The organism is Sphingomonas sp., from assembly GCF_051962185.1.
In the GTDB taxonomy this organism is placed as follows: domain Bacteria; phylum Pseudomonadota; class Alphaproteobacteria; order Sphingomonadales; family Sphingomonadaceae; genus Sphingomonas.
Map to the genome: position 1 here is coordinate 13,857 of NZ_JBQCCN010000053.1, position 15,343 is coordinate 29,199.

The following is a 15,343-nucleotide window of genomic DNA, read 5'->3' on the forward strand; positions in this document are numbered from 1 at the left end:
ATCGGTTGAGCGAGTTGCCTGCGATGGACATGCCCTCCCAACATCAGGTGAAAAAAGTCGGCATCCTGATCTCCGGTCGCGGGTCGAACATGATGGCGCTCGTCGAGGCGGCGGGCGACGCCTACGAAGTCGTGATGGTCGCTTCCGACAAGCCCGACGCGCCGGGCCTGGCCTGGGCGCACGAGCATGGCATCCCCACTTTCGCGCTCTCGCCCAAGGGTATCGGCAAACCCGCCCATGAAGCGGCGATGACGGCGGCGTTGCGCGAAGCGGGCGCCGAGATCCTGGCGCTGGCCGGCTATATGCGGCTGCTGTCCGACGAATTCGTCGCCGATTGGCGCGGGCGCATCGTCAACATCCACCCCTCCTTGCTGCCCAAATACAAGGGGCTCGACACCCATGCGCGCGCGATCGAGGCGCGGGACGCGGAAGCCGGTTGCTCGGTGCATATCGTGACCGAGGAGCTCGACGGCGGCGAGGTGCTCGGCCAGGCGCGCGTGCCGATCCTGCCCGACGACGATGCCGAAACGCTCGCCGCGCGCGTGCTGGCGGAAGAGCATCGCCTTTACGCGACGGTTCTGGCAGACTTCGCGGCGCGATGAGCCCCGATCACACCGCCGACCTCGAGCGGATCCGCGCGATCTGCTTCTCTTTCCCCGAAGCGGCCGAGAAACTGTCGCACGGATCGCCGGCCTTCTTCATCGAGAAGGGCAAGGTCTATGCCTATTTCTGGCACAACCATCATGGCGACGGCCACACCGTAGTGATCGTCAAGACCAGCGGGCGCGAGGAGCAGGCGATGCTCGTCGAGGTGGACCCCGATCTCTATCATGTGCCACCCTATCTCGGCCCGTCGGGCTGGATCGCGATGGAGCTGAACGGCGATGCCACCGATTGGGAACGCATCGAGGAGCGGATCGCGATGAGCTGGGAAATGGTCGCCCCGCGCCGATTGCTGGAGGCCGGCGGACGATGAACGATCCCGACATGCCCCCTGCCCCCGAGCCGATCCCCGCGCCGCCGGCGCCGCCGGCCGAAACGCCTGCCGAACGCGCCGAGAAGGCGGCGATCCGCCGGCGCTGGATTTCGCTGGCCGAATGGGTCGGCATCGCCGCCTTGCTGATTTCGGCGGTCGGCCTATGGATGACCTGGTCCGATCGCAAGGCCGACCAGGCCGAACGCGCGAGCGAAAGCGCCGAAAAGTCGCTGGTCACCTTCACCGCCTTGCGCAGCGGCGGCGGCGCGGTGCTGAATCTCAGCGATCCCGATCACCGCATCTCGGAAATCGACGTGACTTTCCCGCCCGCGCTCGGCGCGGAGTCGCAGGCCGGCCTGTCCAGCCCGCAGATCAATGCGCAATGGTTCGACAAGGCGCTGCTCAAGGCGACCGACAAGGGCAAGGACGACCGCGAAGGGCGTTTGCCGGTGCTGATCACCGCGCGATGGTGGGACGGCGACGCGCGCAAGACCGACCGTGCGATCTATCAGGTCCGGTGGAAGACCGCGGGCCGGCTGTTCCGCGGGCGCACGGTGAGTCTGGAAGGTGCGAGCCTGGCCGAGCGCGGCGGGACGCCGGCACGGCTGGATGCCTTGTGGACGAAGGAACGGCCGAGCCGCTAATCCCGGCCTAGTGCCGGGGTCCGCCGCGCCGCCAAGTCACGACCAAGAAGCTCATAGGGCATCCAGCAAGGCCAGGCGGATCCCGGCACAAGGCCGGGATGACGGCTGATGGAATTGGCCTGTCGCTGGACTACAGCGTCAGCGCGTAGATGACGTCGTCGCAGAGCGTCGCGCCGACCTGATATTGCCGCTCGCCGGTCTTCACGAAGCCCTGCTTCTGATAGAAGGCCCGGGCGCGGTCGTTGCCGGCATAGACGCCCAGCAGCATGCGCCTGCGGCCCATCGCCCGCGCATCGACGATCGCTTGCGCCATCAACGCCGGTCCCAAACCGGTGCCGTGGGCGCGCGACAGCGTGTAAATGCGGCGAAGCTCGATATCGGCCGGGTCGATCTCCACTGCCGGCAGATCGGGCGTCGTCAGGACCGAATAGCCGATCGGTGCGGCACCGGTCGCGATCTCGGCGACGACGACCCGGCTCTCGCCATCGTCCGACCAACTCCGAAACCTAACGGCATCATTGGCCTTGGCACAATGCGCGACGATGTCGGCACCCTGCAGGATGCCGGCAAAGGTCTCGAGGAAACAGGCGGAGGCGACGAGCGACAGCGCCGCGGCGTCAGCCGCGGTCGCTCGCTTGAGCCGCCAACCGGCGTCAGCCGACAATTTCGTCGGGGGTGAAGAAGAACGCGATCTCGATCGCCGCATTCTCGTCTGAATCCGACCCGTGGACGCTGTTCGCCTCGATCGATTCGGCCAGTTCCTTGCGGATCGTGCCGGGCTCGGCATTGGCCGGGTTGGTTGCGCCCATGATATCGCGGTTGCGCTGCACGGCGTTCTCGCCCTCGAGCACCTGGACCACGACCGGTCCCGAGATCATGAAGTCGACCAGGTCGCCGAAGAACGGGCGCTCCTTGTGCACCGCGTAGAAGCCCTCGGCTTGCTCGCGGCTCATCTGGATGCGCTTCGAGGCGACGACGCGGAGACCCGCTTCCTCCAGCATCTTGGTGACCGCGCCGGTCAGGTTGCGGCGGGTGGCATCGGGCTTGATGATCGAAAACGTGCGGTTGGCGGCCATGGCGGTCGCTCGCTCCTCTTTTTTGAGCTGTGGAAAACTGGCGGCTCCCTAGGCGGGGAGCGGCGCGGATGCAACCCGGGCGGGCATTTCCCGGGCTTGGCGTGTCGGCAGCGCGTCAGGCCGCTTTCGACCAGCGCCCGTTATCGTCCTGCTTCCAGTAATTGCGCTCGACGTCGTCGCGCGCGGCGAGCGATTTCCAGGCCTCGCGCGCCTCGGCGATGCGGTCGCCATCGAAGAAGTGGAAAGCGCGCTCGAACGCCAGCGCCTCGTCGCGCCAGCGCCCGTCGATCAGGGCGATGTTGCGGGCGGTGTTGGCGGGATCGGGCATCCCGCTGATCAACACGGGTTGATCGCCCTCGTCACCCTCCCCCGCTTGAGCGTGCGGCAGGAAGCTGTCGGGCGCATAGGTCCAGAGCAGCCGGTCGATCGCGCTGCGCTGCGTGGCGTCGTCGCTCACCACCAGTAACCGTCCGCCGCCCGCCACCACGCGCTGCGCGATGCTCGGCAGCGCGCGTTCGAGCGGCGTGGCGGTCAGATGGTAGAAATCGACTTGCAAGAAGCTCCCCTCCCGCTTGCGGGAGGGACGGGGGGGAGGGTCTGTCGCCCCTTCCAACACGCCCTCCCCTAACCCCTCCCGCAAGCGGGAGGGGAATTTGGTCTCAGCCTTCGAAATTGTCGGCGACGAAGCGATCGAGCAAGCGCACGCCATAGCCGGTCGCGCCCTTATCGTAAGTATTGCCGGCCTTGTCGGCCCACACCATCCCGGCGATGTCGAGATGCGCCCATTTGACGCCGGTCTCGATGAAGCGGCCGATGAATTGCGCCGCGGTGATCGACCCCGCGCCGCGCGGCCCGACGTTCTTCATGTCGGCGATCGGCGAGTCGATCAGCTTGTTGTAGGCATCGCTGATCGGGAAGCGCCACAACAGGTCGCCCGACGCCTTGCCGGCGGCGAGCAACTGGTCGGCGAGCGCGTCGTCATTGGCGAACAGCCCGGCATGCTCGCTGCCCAGGCTGATGATCATCGCGCCGGTCAGCGTGGCGAGGTCGACGATCGTCTTGGGATGATGCGTCCGCTGCACCCAGGTCACGCAGTCGCACAGCACCAGTCGCCCCTCGGCGTCGGTGTTGAGCACTTCGATCGTCTGGCCCGACATCGAGGTCAGGATATCGCCCGGCCGGATCGCGTTGCCGTCGGGCATGTTCTCGACCAGCCCGCACACGCCGATGACATTGGCCTTGGCCTTGCGCGTCGCCAGCGCCTTCATCGCGCCGACCACCGCGCCGGCGCCGCCCATGTCCCACTTCATGTCTTCCATGCCGGGCCCAGGCTTCAGCGAGATGCCCCCGGTGTCGAAGGTCACGCCCTTGCCGACCAGGGCGAGGTCGGGATCGCCCGCCCCCTTGCCGTTCCATTTGAGCGCCAGGAGGCGACCCGGCCTCGCCGAGCCTTGCGCGACGCCGAGCAGCGCACCCATGCCGAGTTCGCTCATTTCCTCCGGGCCGAGCACCGTCACCTCGAGCCCCAGCCCGTCGACGCTCGCCAGCACGCGCTCGATGAAGGTCGCGGGATAGATCACATTGGGCGGCTCGGCGACGAGCGTGCGGGTGAGGTCGAGCCCGCCGGTCACCGCGAAATTGCGCCGCCACGCCGCCTCGGCGCCTTCGGGCGCGCCCACGATCGTCACCTCGGCGAAGGTAGGCTTCTGCTTTTCGGGCAGCTTGGTGCGATAGGTATCGATCCGCCACGCGCGCTGCGCGAGCGCGCCGGCGAAACGGCCGACAGCGGCCGGCGCCGGTGCCGCCTTGGCGACGTCGACCGCCGCACTGATCGCGTTGGTCAGCAGGCGCGCTGTGACCGCACCGCCCGCGCGCTCCCAATCCGTCTCGCTGCCGTCGCCGATCCCCACCAACAGCACGCGGCTCACCGCACCATCGGCACCGACGAACGCTTCCGCGATCGATCCCGCCTCACCCTCGAACCGCGCGGCGGCGGCCGCCGCGGCGAGCACTTCCTGGCCGGCACGCCCACCGATCGCCGCGTCGGTGCCGTTCTTCTGCACGGGGATCACCAGCACATCGGCAACGGGCAACGTAGCGGCGAACTCGATCTTCATGGATTGTAACCTCGGTTAAAAACGCGAAATGCGTGCTGGACGCGCCTCTCTAGGCCGCTATTGCGCTCGCTGCAAAGCCAGGCGCCGGCGATTGCGGTTCGTCGGCGCGGGTGCGATACCGGCGGCCCGGCGCGTCAGGGACCGTCGCCGCAAAAAGGGTGTTTGGTGATCGTCACGCGTTCCGCATTTCTGGCCAGCTCGGCGATCCTTCTCGCGCTCGCGGCCGTGAAACCGGCCCAAGCGCAGGATCTCCAGGACCGATCGGCCGAGCCCCCGCCGCCGGCCGAAACGCCGGTGCCGAGCGATCCCGACCAGGTGCAATTCTCGGCCGGCACGCTGCAATACGACATCGACACGGAGACGGTGACCGCGACCGGCGACGTCCGCATGTACCGTCAGGGCGACAAATTGCGCGCCGACAAGGTGGTGTGGGACCGCAAGACCGGGAAAGTCACCGCGATCGGCAACATCGCCGTGACCAATCCCCAGGGCGACACCGCTTATGGCGACAAGATCGACCTGACCGATTCGCTCAAGGACGGCGTGGTCGACAACATGCTGGTCGTGCTCGAACAGGGTGGCCGGCTGGCGGCGGTCAAGGGCGAACGCAGCGAGAGCGGCGTCATCACCTTGCGCCAGGCCGCCTACACGCCCTGTTCGGTGACCGATTCCGAGGGCTGTCCCAAGGAGCCGTCATGGAAGGTGACCGCGGTCAAAGTGGTCTATCGTCCCGACCGCGAGCGCATCTATTTCACCGGCGCGCGCTTCAACCTGTTCGGCTTCGCGACCATCCCGCTGCCCAAATTGTCGAGTCCTGTCGGCAACAGCGCGCAGAGCGGCATCCTGAGCCCCGACATCCGCTACAGCCGCACCAACGGCTTCGAAGTCGGCGTGCCTTATTATTTCCGGCTGGCCGACAACAAGGGCCTGACGATCACGCCGCGGCTGTACACCAGCGTCGCGCCGATGGTCCAAGCCGAATATGAGCAATTGTCGACCAAGGGCGCCTTCAGGCTCACCGGCTATGCGACGGTGTCGCCGCGAGCCGACCTGCTCGACCCGACCGCGCCGACCTCGACCGCCTTTCGCGGCTATCTCGACAGCGTCGCGCGCTATCAGCTCGATCCCAATTGGTCGGTGTCGGGCTCGCTGCGGCTGACCACCGACCGCACCTTCTTGCGCCGCTACGAGATTTCCAACGACGATCGGTTGCGCTCGACGGTCAGCGTCGAACGAATCGACGCCAACAGCTATTTCGCGATCAACGGCTGGCTGGTGCAGACGCTGCGTCTCGGCGATCATCAGGGACTGCAACCGATCGCCCTTCCCGAATTCGATTATCGCCGTCGCATCGACGACATTCTCGGCGGCCGCCTCAACATCCAGGCCAACACGCTCAGCATCGCGCGGACCGCCGGCCAGGACACCCAGCGAGCGTTCGTCAGCGCGCAATGGGATTTGCGGCGCATCACGCCCTGGGGCCAGGAAGTGACGCTCACCGCTTACCTGCGTGGCGACGCCTACAACGCCAGCGATATCGCCGCGACCACCGTCGTCAGCTATCGCGGCGAAAGCGGCTTTCACACGCGCGGCATCGCGGCCCTCGCGCTCGATGTGAAATGGCCGCTGGTCGGCGAATTTCTCGGCGGCACCCAGCGTCTGACGCCCCGCTTCCAGATCGTCGCGTCGCCGCCGACCGCCAACCTCAAGGTACCCAACGAGGATGCTCGCGCGGTCGATCTCGAGGATTCGAACCTGTTCGCGCTCAACCGCTTCCCCGGTTACGACCGCTGGGAGGATTCGACCCGCTTCACCTACGGGTTCGATTACGCGCTCGATCTGCCCGGCATCGCGATCAGCGCGACGATCGGTCAGAGCTACCGCCTGTCGAGCAAGCCGACCATCTTCCCCGACGGTACCGGCCTGACCGACCGCTGGTCCGACATCGTCGGCCGGACCGAGGTGCGCATCCGCGACTTCGTCTCGTTCGTCCACCGCTATCGGCTCGACAAGGACAACCTTGCCATCCGTCGCAACGAGATCGACGCGACGGTGGGAACCAAGCGCACGTACCTCTTGCTCGGCTACCTTCGGCTCAACCGCAATATCGCGCCGACGCTGGAGGATCTGCGCGACCGCGAGGAATTGCGGCTGGGCGGACGCGTCGGCTTCGCGCGCTTCTGGTCGATCTTCGGGTCGACGACGATCGACCTTACCGACAAGAACGAGGATCCCACCTCGCTCTCCAACGGTTTCGATCCGGTCCGTCACCGGCTCGGCGTGCAATATGAGGACGACTGCCTGCGGCTCGGCCTGACGTGGAAGCGCGACTATCAGGATACCGGCGACGCCAAGGCCGGCAACAGCTTCCTGTTGACGCTGGCGTTCAAGAATTTGGGCCGCTAAGCATAGGTTCATGCGAAATCGGGCAGGCGCGTACGGTTAGTCGGGTGCGCCCGGATGTTCATGGGGTTTCTTCACAAGTGACAATCTTCTCGACTTCTGCGCGCCTCGCGCTTGCGCTTGGTGCCAGCGCGATGATGGCGACCACCGGCGCGGCGATCGCCCAGACCGTGCCCGATGCCGGCGTCCCGCAGACGGGCCTCGACATCCCCGAGAATCTGCAGATCTTCGGCAAGCTCGACCCCAACGTCCGCAAGCCGACCGCGATCGTCAATGGCGTGGTCATCACGGGTACCGACGTCGACCAGCGCATGGCGCTGATCATCGCCGCCAACCAATATCAACTCGGCGACCAGGAACGCGAACAGCTTCGCCTGATGGTGCTGCGCGGCCTGATTGACGAAGTCCTGCAGATCCAGGAAGCCAAGACCAACGACATCACCATCACCTCGGCCGACATCGACCAGGCTTATGGTCGCGTCGCTGCCAACTTCAAGCAATCGCCCCAGGGTTTCGGCGCGTATCTGCGGTCGATCGGGTCGTCCGAACGCTCGGTCCGCAAGCAGATCGAGGGCGAGCTGGCGTGGCAGCGCTATCTGCGGCGCAACGTCGAGCCGCACATCAACGTCAGCGATGAGGAGGTCCAGTCGATCCTCGATCGCATGAACCGCGACAAGGGCACGCCGGAATATCATCTGTTCGAGATCTACAAGAACGCCACGCCCGATCGTGCGCCGGCCGTCGTCGCCTCGATGCAGGAGATGATGCAGGGGATGAAGGACGGCAAGCAGCCGTTCGCTTATTACGCGCAGACCTTTTCCGACGCGACCACCTCGTCGGCCCAGGGTGACCTGGGCTGGGTGCGCGCGTCGATGCTGCCGACCGAGCTGTCGAATGCCGCAGCGGAAATGCAGGTGGGCCAGCTTGCCGGGCCGATCGAGACGCCGGGCGGTTTTTCGATTCTCTATCTCGCCGACAAGCGAACGGTGCTCGGTGCCGACCCGCGATCGGCGAAGCTCAGCCTGAAGCAGATCAAGATCACCTTCCCGGCGGGTACCAGCCAGGAGCAGGCGCAGACGCGCGCCACCGAATTCGCCAAGGCGACCCAGGCGATCACCGGCTGCGGTGCGGCCAATCAGGCGGCAGCCGCGATTGGCGCGGAAGTCGTCGACAACGATTCGCTGACCGTCCGCGACTTGCCCGGTCCTCTCCAGGAAATGATCCTGAAGATGCAGATCGGCCAGGCGACACCACCGTTCGGCTCGCCGGCGGAGGGTGTCAGCGTGCTCGTGCTGTGCGGTCGCGACGACCCCAAGGCGGGCAGCCTGCCCAACCCGCAGGAGCTGCAAAATGCGATGGAACAGGATCGCGTGAACAAGCGCGCGCAAACGATCCTGCGCGACCTGCGCCGCGACGCCATCGTCGAGTATCGCTGACGAGAGGGCCGATCGGATGACTCTTCTTCCCCCGCTGGCCGTCGCGATGGGCGACCCGGCCGGGGTCGGTCCGGAGATCATCGCCAAGGCCTGGGCGCGCCGGCGCGAGGAGCGGTTGACGCCGTTTTTCGCGGTTGGCGATGCGCGGGCGGTCGCCCGCGTCTGGGACGGCCCGATCGCGCATATCGATTCGCCGGGCGGCGCGCTGACTGCGTTCGACGATGCCTTGCCGGTTCTGACGGTCGAGGATGCGGGCGAGATCGTGCCGGGGCGCCCCGACCTCGAAGGGGCACGTTGCGCGCTCCATTCGCTCGAACTCGCGACCGGCCTGACCCGCTCGGGCGCCGCCGGCGCGCTGGTCACCGGGCCGGTGTCGAAGGCGCAGCTCTACCAGATCGGCTTCACCCATCCCGGGCAGACCGAATTCGTCGCCGAGCGTGTCGGCGTCGCCGCCAGTGCAACGGTGATGATGCTGGCCGGCCCAACGCTCCGGGTGGTGCCGGCGACCACGCACGTCGCGCTCAACCGCGTGCCGGGCCTGATCAGCACCGGCTTGTTGATCGCCAAGGCGCTGGTCACCGCGCGCGCGCTGGTACGCGATTTCGGCATCGCCGCGCCGCGCCTGGCCTTCGCCGGGCTCAATCCCCATGCCGGCGAGCAAGGCGCGATCGGCCGCGAGGAGATCGATACGATCATTCCGGCGGTGGAGGCGCTGCGCGCGCAAGGGATCGACGTGACCGGGCCGCTGGCTGCCGACACGATGTTCCACGCCCGCGCCCGGGCGGCCTATGACGCCGCGATCTGCTGCTATCACGATCAGGCGCTGGTGCCGTTGAAGACGCTGCATTTCGACGAGGGCGTCAATATCACCCTTGGCCTGCCGATCGTACGCACGTCGCCCGATCACGGCACCGCGTTCGGCATCGCCGGTCAGGATCGTGCCGAGCCGGGCGCGATGATCGCCGCGCTCCGTCTGGCGGCGGAGGCCGCGCTGCGCCGCGCCGACGCGCTCGTCGCGGCGTGACCGTCCCCGATTTGCCGCCGCTGCGCGAGGTCATCGCGCGCCATGGCCTGTCGGCGTCGAAAGCGCTGGGCCAGAATTTCCTGTTCGACGGCCAATTGCTCGCGCGCATCGCGGCGATCCCCGGCGACCTGGCCGATGCCGAGGTACTCGAGGTCGGGCCCGGCCCGGGCGGCCTGACCCGCGCATTGCTCGCCACCGGCGCCCGCGTCGTCGCGATCGAGCGCGACCGCCGCTGCCTGCCCGCGCTCGCCGAACTGGCCGACGCTTATCCCGGCAGGCTCGACGTGATCGAGGGCGACGCGCTGCAGGTCGATGCGCCCGCCTTGTTCGCCGGCCGGCCGCATATCGTCGCCAATCTGCCGTACAATGTCGGCACCGCCTTGCTCGTTCGCTGGCTGTCGGCCGATTGGCAGCCCTGGTGGCAAAGCCTGACGCTGATGTTCCAGCGTGAGGTCGCCGAGCGGATCGTCGGCTCGACGGACAGCGACGCTTACGGTCGGTTGGCGGTGCTGGCGCAGTGGCGTTCGTCGGCGCGGATCGCGATGAATGTCCATCGCTCCGCCTTCACGCCGCCGCCCAAAGTGATGTCGGCGGTGGTCCATATCGTACCGGGAGAGCAGCCGGAGGGTGTCGAGTTCGCCGCGCTGGAACGCCTGACCGCCGCCGCGTTCGGTCAGCGGCGCAAGATGCTGCGGCAAAGCCTTAAAGGCGTTCCCGGCGCGCTGGCGGCGCTGGAGCAGGTCGGTATCGACCCGGCGCGGCGTGCGGAGACGGTGTCGGTCGAGGAATTCGTCGCGCTCGCGCGCTGTCTTTCCTGAGCGGAGGATTATCCCTCTCCCGCGTGCGGGAGAGGGCTTTAGCGGTCCTCTTCGCCCTATTTCTCGGTCTCCACCTTGTCCGGCACCTTATCCGGCACCTTGGTGGCGGGCGCTGCGCTCGGCGGCGGTCCCTTGGCGATGGCCGCGGCCAGCGTCGTTGCGTCTGGGCACGGCTTCTTCCCGCACAAAGTCTTGATCCGCGCGAGATTCTCGCGTGCCGCTTCCATCGCGCCCTTGGCGACCAGCGCCTCGCCCTGCCCCTTCAACGCGGTCACATCATTCGGCTCGATCGTCAGCGCCTCGCGATAGAGGCGGATCGCCTTGCCGGGCAGACCCTGGCGCGTCGCGACCGTGGCGAGTTCGAGGAACGCCGCACGGTTGCGCGGATCGACCGCCAGCGCGGTTTCGATCAGGTCGGTCGCGCCGTTGAGATTGCCGGCCGCCGCCGCCGCGCGGCCATCCTGCAACAACGCCATCGACCTCGGGTCGATCTGGGCATCGGCGCGCTGGCCTTGCAACGAGGTCGAAACGCTCAAGCCCGCCAGGGCGATTGCGAGCGCTACGGGCGAAAAACGCATGATGGTCTCCACACGGGGCACAATGCCACCGGCTAGCATGGCCGGATCAGGCGCGCGACAAAAAAGCCGTCGGTCGCGTCGTGCGCGGGGGTCAGCCGCCTGCCCTGCCCGCGCGGCCGGCCCTGCGGGATCGGCTGCTCGGCGGTCCAATCAGCGTGGTCCGCCAGGAAACGGTCGATCTGCGACGCACCTTCATCGTCGAGGAGTGAGCAGACGATATAGACCAGCGCCCCACCCGGGCGCACCAGCGCGGCGCCGACGTCGATCAGCCGGCGTTGCGTCGCCACCAGCCGCTCGACGCGTTCCGGCGTCAGCCGCCAACGGGCCTCCGGATTGCGCCGCCAGGTGCCCGTCCCCGAGCAAGGCGCGTCGATCAGCACGACATCGGCGCGGTCGCGCCAATCCTCCAGCGCATCCGCTTCGCGATTGGGGTCGAGCAACCGGGGCTCGATGATCGCCGCACCGGCCCGTTCTGCGCGCGGCGCCAGCCGCGACAAACGTGCTCGATCCACATCGCTCGCCAGCACGGTGCCGCGATTGTCCATCGCCGCGGCGAGCGCGAGGGCCTTGCCGCCAGCGCCGGCACAGAGGTCGACGACCTGCATCCCCGGCGCAGCGCGCGCCGCGGCGGTGACCATCTGGCTGCCGGCATCCTGGATCTCGATCCATCCGTCGCGCCATGCCGGAGTCTGGTCGACGGCGCTGCCGGCCGGCAGGCGCAGCGCATCGGGAACATTGTCGATCCGCCGGACTTCCGGGAACAGCGCGGCTGCCTGGTCCGCGGTCGTGCGCAGCCGGTTGGCGCGCAGGTCGAGCGGCGCGCGGTCGATCAGGCTGGCGATGTCGGCGGCGTCGAGCCCGCAGAGGGTCAGCGCGCGATCGAGCCAGGCCGGCACGCGCCCGGAGGCGGCCCGCACCTCGGCCGGGTCGATCGGCGCCGGTCCACGCGGCGATCCGTCGAACATCGCCGCGACGGCGGAATCCTCGTCGGCCAGTGCGACCATTGCCGCGCGGCCCGAGGCCGGCATGTCGCCGAACCGTCGGACCGCGGCATAGACCAACTCGCGCACCGCGCGGCGGTCCTTCGACCCGGCGTAGCGCCGCGCCGCGAAATAGCGCGCAATCAGCGTGTCGGCCGCGGCCCCGCCCTCGCGCGCGCCGGCGATGATCTCATCGAGCAGCTCGATCGCTGCTTGCAGGCGGGCACCGGGAGTCATGGCGTCAGGGCGCGGCGCGCTGCCGCATCATCTGGAGCCCGAGCAGGAACCAGCCCGCCGGTCACCAGGCTGGTGACGATGCCGCCATAGACGCCGAGTCCCTTGGTCAGGAAGGCGAGCGGCAGGCCGATGATGATCAGCACCGCGGCGACGCGCGAATAGTCCCGGGACACCAGCAACGAGATGGCGAGAAGCAGCGAGCCGAAGAAGAAACCGGCGATCGCGGTCAGCGCGCCGATCGCCAGCGGGCGATGCAGGTCGGTCATCGCGGTATTGAGCATATCGGGCGCGTAGAGCGCATAATCGTCGACGGTGAAGGCCCGCCCATATTCGACCGAGAACAACGTCACTTGCCCCGCCAGCGCGAGCACGAACGCGATCGTCCCGAACGCGCCCACGCGGCCCAGCCGGCTGACCTGCAACCCGACCAGGCCGAAGACGAGCAGCAACGCCACCCGCGCCGCGATGCATTGGCGCAGGAAATAGATCTGGGAAGCGGCAACGACCGCGAAAGCGCCCTGCGGCAGATGCGGCGAGACCAGGATGTTGAGCGCCGGCGTCGTCACCGCCGCGATGCAGAAGGCGAGGCCAGACCAGCGTGTGAACGATCCAGTCATTGCCCCTCAGCGCCTCACCGTGTCGGATAATTGGGTGCCTCGCGCGTGATCGTCACGTCATGGACATGGCTTTCCTGCAGACCGGCGCCGGTGATCTGAACGAACTGCGCGCGCTTCTGCAAATCGGCGATGGTGCGCGATCCGGTATATCCCATGGCCGCGCGGATTCCCCCGACCAATTGATGGATCACGTCCTTGGCCGGGCCCTTGAATGCGACCTGGCCTTCGATGCCTTCGGGCACCAATTTCATCTGATCCTTGAGGTCGCCCTGGAAATAGCGGTCGGCCGAGCCGCGACCCATCGCGCCGACCGATCCCATGCCACGATAGGATTTGTAGGCGCGGCCCTGGTAGAGGAACGTCTCGCCCGGGGCTTCCTCGGTTCCCGCGAGCAGCGAGCCGATCATGCAGGTCGACGCGCCGGCGGCGAGCGCCTTGGCCATGTCGCCCGAGGTGCGGATGCCGCCGTCGGCGATCACCGGCACGCCCGATTTGCCCGCTTCCTCAGCGCAATCCATCACCGCGGTCAGCTGCGGCACGCCGACGCCGGCGACGACGCGAGTGGTGCAGATCGAGCCCGGGCCGATCCCGACCTTGATGCCGTCGGCGCCGGCATCGATCAGCGCGCGCGTCGCTTCGGCGGTCGCGACGTTGCCGGCGATGACCTGGACCGAGTTGCTGAGCTTCTTCACGCGCTCGACCGCGCGCGCGACGTCGCGATTATGGCCGTGCGCGGTATCGATCACGACGAGGTCGAGTTCGGCATCGACCAGCGCGGCAGTGCGATCGAAGCCCTTGTCGCCGACCGTGGTCGCCGCCGCGACGCGCAGGCGCCCGGCCTCGTCCTTCGTCGCGTTGGGATAGGTCACCGCCTTTTCGATGTCCTTCACGGTGATCAGGCCGACGCATTTGTAGTCCTCGTCGACCACCAGCAATTTCTCGATCCGGCGCTGATGCAGCAGATGCCGCGCCTCGTCGTGACGGACGCCCGTCGACACCGTCGCCAGATTGTCCCGGGTCATCAACTCGGACACCGGCTGATTGGGATTGCCGGCGAAGCGGACATCGCGATTGGTCAGGATGCCGACCAGCTTGCCGTCCTTCTCGGTCACCGGGATGCCGCTGATGCGGTGATGCGCCATCAGCGCCTGCGCCTCGGCCAGGGTCGCGGTCGGGGCGATGGTGATCGGGTTGACCACCATGCCGCTTTCGTAGCGCTTTACCGCGCGCACCGCGGCGACCTGTTCGTCGACCGACAGATTGCGGTGGAGCACGCCGATCCCGCCCAATTGCGCCATGACGATCGCCATGTCCGCCTCGGTCACCGTATCCATCGCCGAGGACAGGATCGGGATCGACAGCGCGATGCCGCGGGTCAGTCTGGTGTTGGTATCGGCCTCGCTCGGCAGCACTTCGGACTCCGCCGGTACCAGGAGGACGTCGTCAAAAGTCAGGCCGAGGCGGATGTTCATGGGGAGTGCCAATCTGTCGAATCGCGGGTTGGCGGTCCATGTAAACGCGGGCTTGCGGATTAGCTAGGGGGCCGGCGCAGGGCGTGATAAAGCGTGATCGTCATATCGCAGGAGGGGTGATTGATGGTTCCGGTATTGGCACTTTTTGTCGTCATCTTCGTGGTCATTTTCCTGATGACAGGCGTGAAGGTCGTGCGACAGGGCTATCAATATACGATCGAACATTTCGGGCGCTTCACCACCGTCGCGCGGCCCGGCTTCAATTACTATCTGCCGTTCGTCTATCGCGTCGGCCGACGCGTGAACATGATGGAACAGGTGATCGACATCCCGCAGCAGGAGATCATCACCAAGGACAATGCGATGATCTCGACCGACGGGGTCGTGTTCTTCCAGGTCCTCGACGCCGCCAAGGCCGCCTATGAGGTTTCGGACCTCTATATCGCCCTGCTCAACCTCGTGACCACCAATCTGCGCACCGTGATGGGCTCGATGGACCTCGACGAGACGCTGTCGAAGCGTGACGAGATCAACGTCCGCCTGCTTCAGGTGGTCGACCACGCCACCACGCCCTGGGGCGTCAAGATCACCCGCGTCGAGATCAAGGACATCCGCCCGCCGCAGGACATCGTCAACGCGATGGCGCGGCAGATGAAGGCGGAACGCGAGAAGCGCGCCAACCTCCTCGAGGCTGAAGGCTCGCGCGCCAGCGCCATCCTGCGCGCCGAGGGCGAGAAGCAATCGAAGATCCTGGAGGCAGAAGGCCGGCGCGAAGCCGCCTTCCGCGACGCCGAAGCGCGCGAGCGTGCGGCCGAGGCAGAGGACAAGGCGACCAAGATGGTGTCCGATGCGATCGAGACCGGCAGCGCCCAGGCGATCAACTATTTCGTCGCGCAGAAATATGTCGAGGCGGTCGGCAAGTTCGCGACATCGCCCAACGCCAAGACCATCCTCTTCCCGGTCGA

16 protein-coding genes are annotated in these 15,343 nt (G+C 67.2%); 8 read left to right on the forward strand and 8 right to left on the reverse strand.

What is annotated here, in order from left to right; translation table 11 throughout:
* Window positions 1-29: 29 nt before the first annotated feature.
* From purN to ACTHJR_RS03470, 3 genes are read left to right on the forward strand one after another with little or no spacing between them, the layout of a single operon-like run.
* On the forward strand, window positions 30-602 hold the full coding sequence (purN, locus tag ACTHJR_RS03460) for a phosphoribosylglycinamide formyltransferase (RefSeq protein WP_440521703.1): 573 nt from the start codon (window positions 30-32) through the stop codon (window positions 600-602).
* The gene (locus ACTHJR_RS03465; protein WP_440521704.1) at window positions 599-976 is read left to right on the forward strand and encodes an MmcQ/YjbR family DNA-binding protein; all 378 of its coding nucleotides are present in this window, start codon (window positions 599-601) and stop codon (window positions 974-976) included. Before purN ends, ACTHJR_RS03465 begins: the two co-directional genes overlap by 4 nt.
* Window positions 973-1,620 (forward strand): hypothetical protein, encoded by a 648-nt coding sequence (locus ACTHJR_RS03470; protein WP_440521706.1) that lies wholly within the window; start codon window positions 973-975, stop codon window positions 1,618-1,620. Before ACTHJR_RS03465 ends, ACTHJR_RS03470 begins: the two co-directional genes overlap by 4 nt.
* A 130-nt stretch (window positions 1,621-1,750) precedes the next feature.
* On the opposite strand, the gene ACTHJR_RS03475 is transcribed toward ACTHJR_RS03470, so the two are convergent.
* From ACTHJR_RS03475 to ACTHJR_RS03490, 4 genes are all read right to left on the reverse strand, one after another.
* Window positions 1,751-2,284, reverse strand: a complete 534-nt coding sequence (locus tag ACTHJR_RS03475) for a GNAT family N-acetyltransferase (RefSeq protein WP_440521707.1) — start codon at window positions 2,282-2,284, stop codon at window positions 1,751-1,753.
* Window positions 2,274-2,696, reverse strand: a complete 423-nt coding sequence (gene ndk / locus ACTHJR_RS03480) for a nucleoside-diphosphate kinase (protein ID WP_440521708.1) — start codon at window positions 2,694-2,696, stop codon at window positions 2,274-2,276. Before ndk ends, ACTHJR_RS03475 begins: the two co-directional genes overlap by 11 nt.
* A 115-nt stretch (window positions 2,697-2,811) precedes the next feature.
* Window positions 2,812-3,252, reverse strand: coding sequence for a DNA polymerase III subunit chi (locus tag ACTHJR_RS03485; protein WP_440521709.1), 441 nt, complete (start codon window positions 3,250-3,252; stop codon window positions 2,812-2,814).
* Between the two features lie 103 nt (window positions 3,253-3,355).
* Window positions 3,356-4,813 (reverse strand): leucyl aminopeptidase, encoded by a 1,458-nt coding sequence (locus ACTHJR_RS03490; RefSeq protein WP_440521710.1) that lies wholly within the window; start codon window positions 4,811-4,813, stop codon window positions 3,356-3,358.
* 165 nt (window positions 4,814-4,978) lie between these two features.
* Here ACTHJR_RS03490 and ACTHJR_RS03495 point away from each other — a divergent pair, with 165 nt between their 5' ends.
* From ACTHJR_RS03495 to rsmA, 4 genes are all read left to right on the forward strand, one after another.
* The gene (locus ACTHJR_RS03495; protein ID WP_440521711.1) at window positions 4,979-7,219 is read left to right on the forward strand and encodes an LPS-assembly protein LptD; all 2,241 of its coding nucleotides are present in this window, start codon (window positions 4,979-4,981) and stop codon (window positions 7,217-7,219) included.
* Window positions 7,220-7,350: 131 nt separating this feature from the next.
* Complete coding sequence (locus ACTHJR_RS03500) at window positions 7,351-8,652, forward strand: peptidylprolyl isomerase (protein WP_440521713.1); 1,302 nt, start codon at window positions 7,351-7,353, stop codon at window positions 8,650-8,652.
* Between the two features lie 16 nt (window positions 8,653-8,668).
* On the forward strand, window positions 8,669-9,676 hold the full coding sequence (gene pdxA, locus ACTHJR_RS03505) for a 4-hydroxythreonine-4-phosphate dehydrogenase PdxA (RefSeq protein ID WP_440521714.1): 1,008 nt from the start codon (window positions 8,669-8,671) through the stop codon (window positions 9,674-9,676).
* Complete coding sequence (gene rsmA / locus ACTHJR_RS03510; protein ID WP_440521715.1) at window positions 9,673-10,494, forward strand: 16S rRNA (adenine(1518)-N(6)/adenine(1519)-N(6))-dimethyltransferase RsmA; 822 nt, start codon at window positions 9,673-9,675, stop codon at window positions 10,492-10,494. The genes pdxA and rsmA overlap by 4 nt, the downstream gene beginning before the upstream one ends.
* Window positions 10,495-10,550: 56 nt before the next feature.
* Here the strand turns inward: rsmA and ACTHJR_RS03515 are convergent, their stop codons facing one another.
* The 4 genes from ACTHJR_RS03515 to guaB are packed head-to-tail and all read right to left on the reverse strand — an operon-like array spanning window position 10,551 to window position 14,378.
* The gene (locus ACTHJR_RS03515; protein ID WP_440521716.1) at window positions 10,551-11,072 is read right to left on the reverse strand and encodes a tetratricopeptide repeat protein; all 522 of its coding nucleotides are present in this window, start codon (window positions 11,070-11,072) and stop codon (window positions 10,551-10,553) included.
* Window positions 11,073-11,104: 32 nt separating this feature from the next.
* Window positions 11,105-12,289, reverse strand: a complete 1,185-nt coding sequence (locus ACTHJR_RS03520; protein ID WP_440521717.1) for an RsmB/NOP family class I SAM-dependent RNA methyltransferase — start codon at window positions 12,287-12,289, stop codon at window positions 11,105-11,107.
* A complete protein-coding gene (locus tag ACTHJR_RS03525; RefSeq protein ID WP_440521719.1) occupies window positions 12,286-12,906 on the reverse strand; it encodes a hypothetical protein in 621 nt (206 codons plus the stop codon). Before ACTHJR_RS03525 ends, ACTHJR_RS03520 begins: the two co-directional genes overlap by 4 nt.
* A gap of 14 nt (window positions 12,907-12,920) precedes the next feature.
* On the reverse strand, window positions 12,921-14,378 hold the full coding sequence (gene guaB, locus ACTHJR_RS03530; RefSeq protein WP_440521720.1) for an IMP dehydrogenase: 1,458 nt from the start codon (window positions 14,376-14,378) through the stop codon (window positions 12,921-12,923).
* 123 nt (window positions 14,379-14,501) lie between these two features.
* On the opposite strand from guaB, the gene ACTHJR_RS03535 reads away from it, so the two are divergent.
* Window positions 14,502-15,343, forward strand: an 842-nt coding sequence (locus ACTHJR_RS03535; RefSeq protein WP_440521721.1) for an SPFH domain-containing protein, incomplete at its 3' end; no start/stop codon positions are given.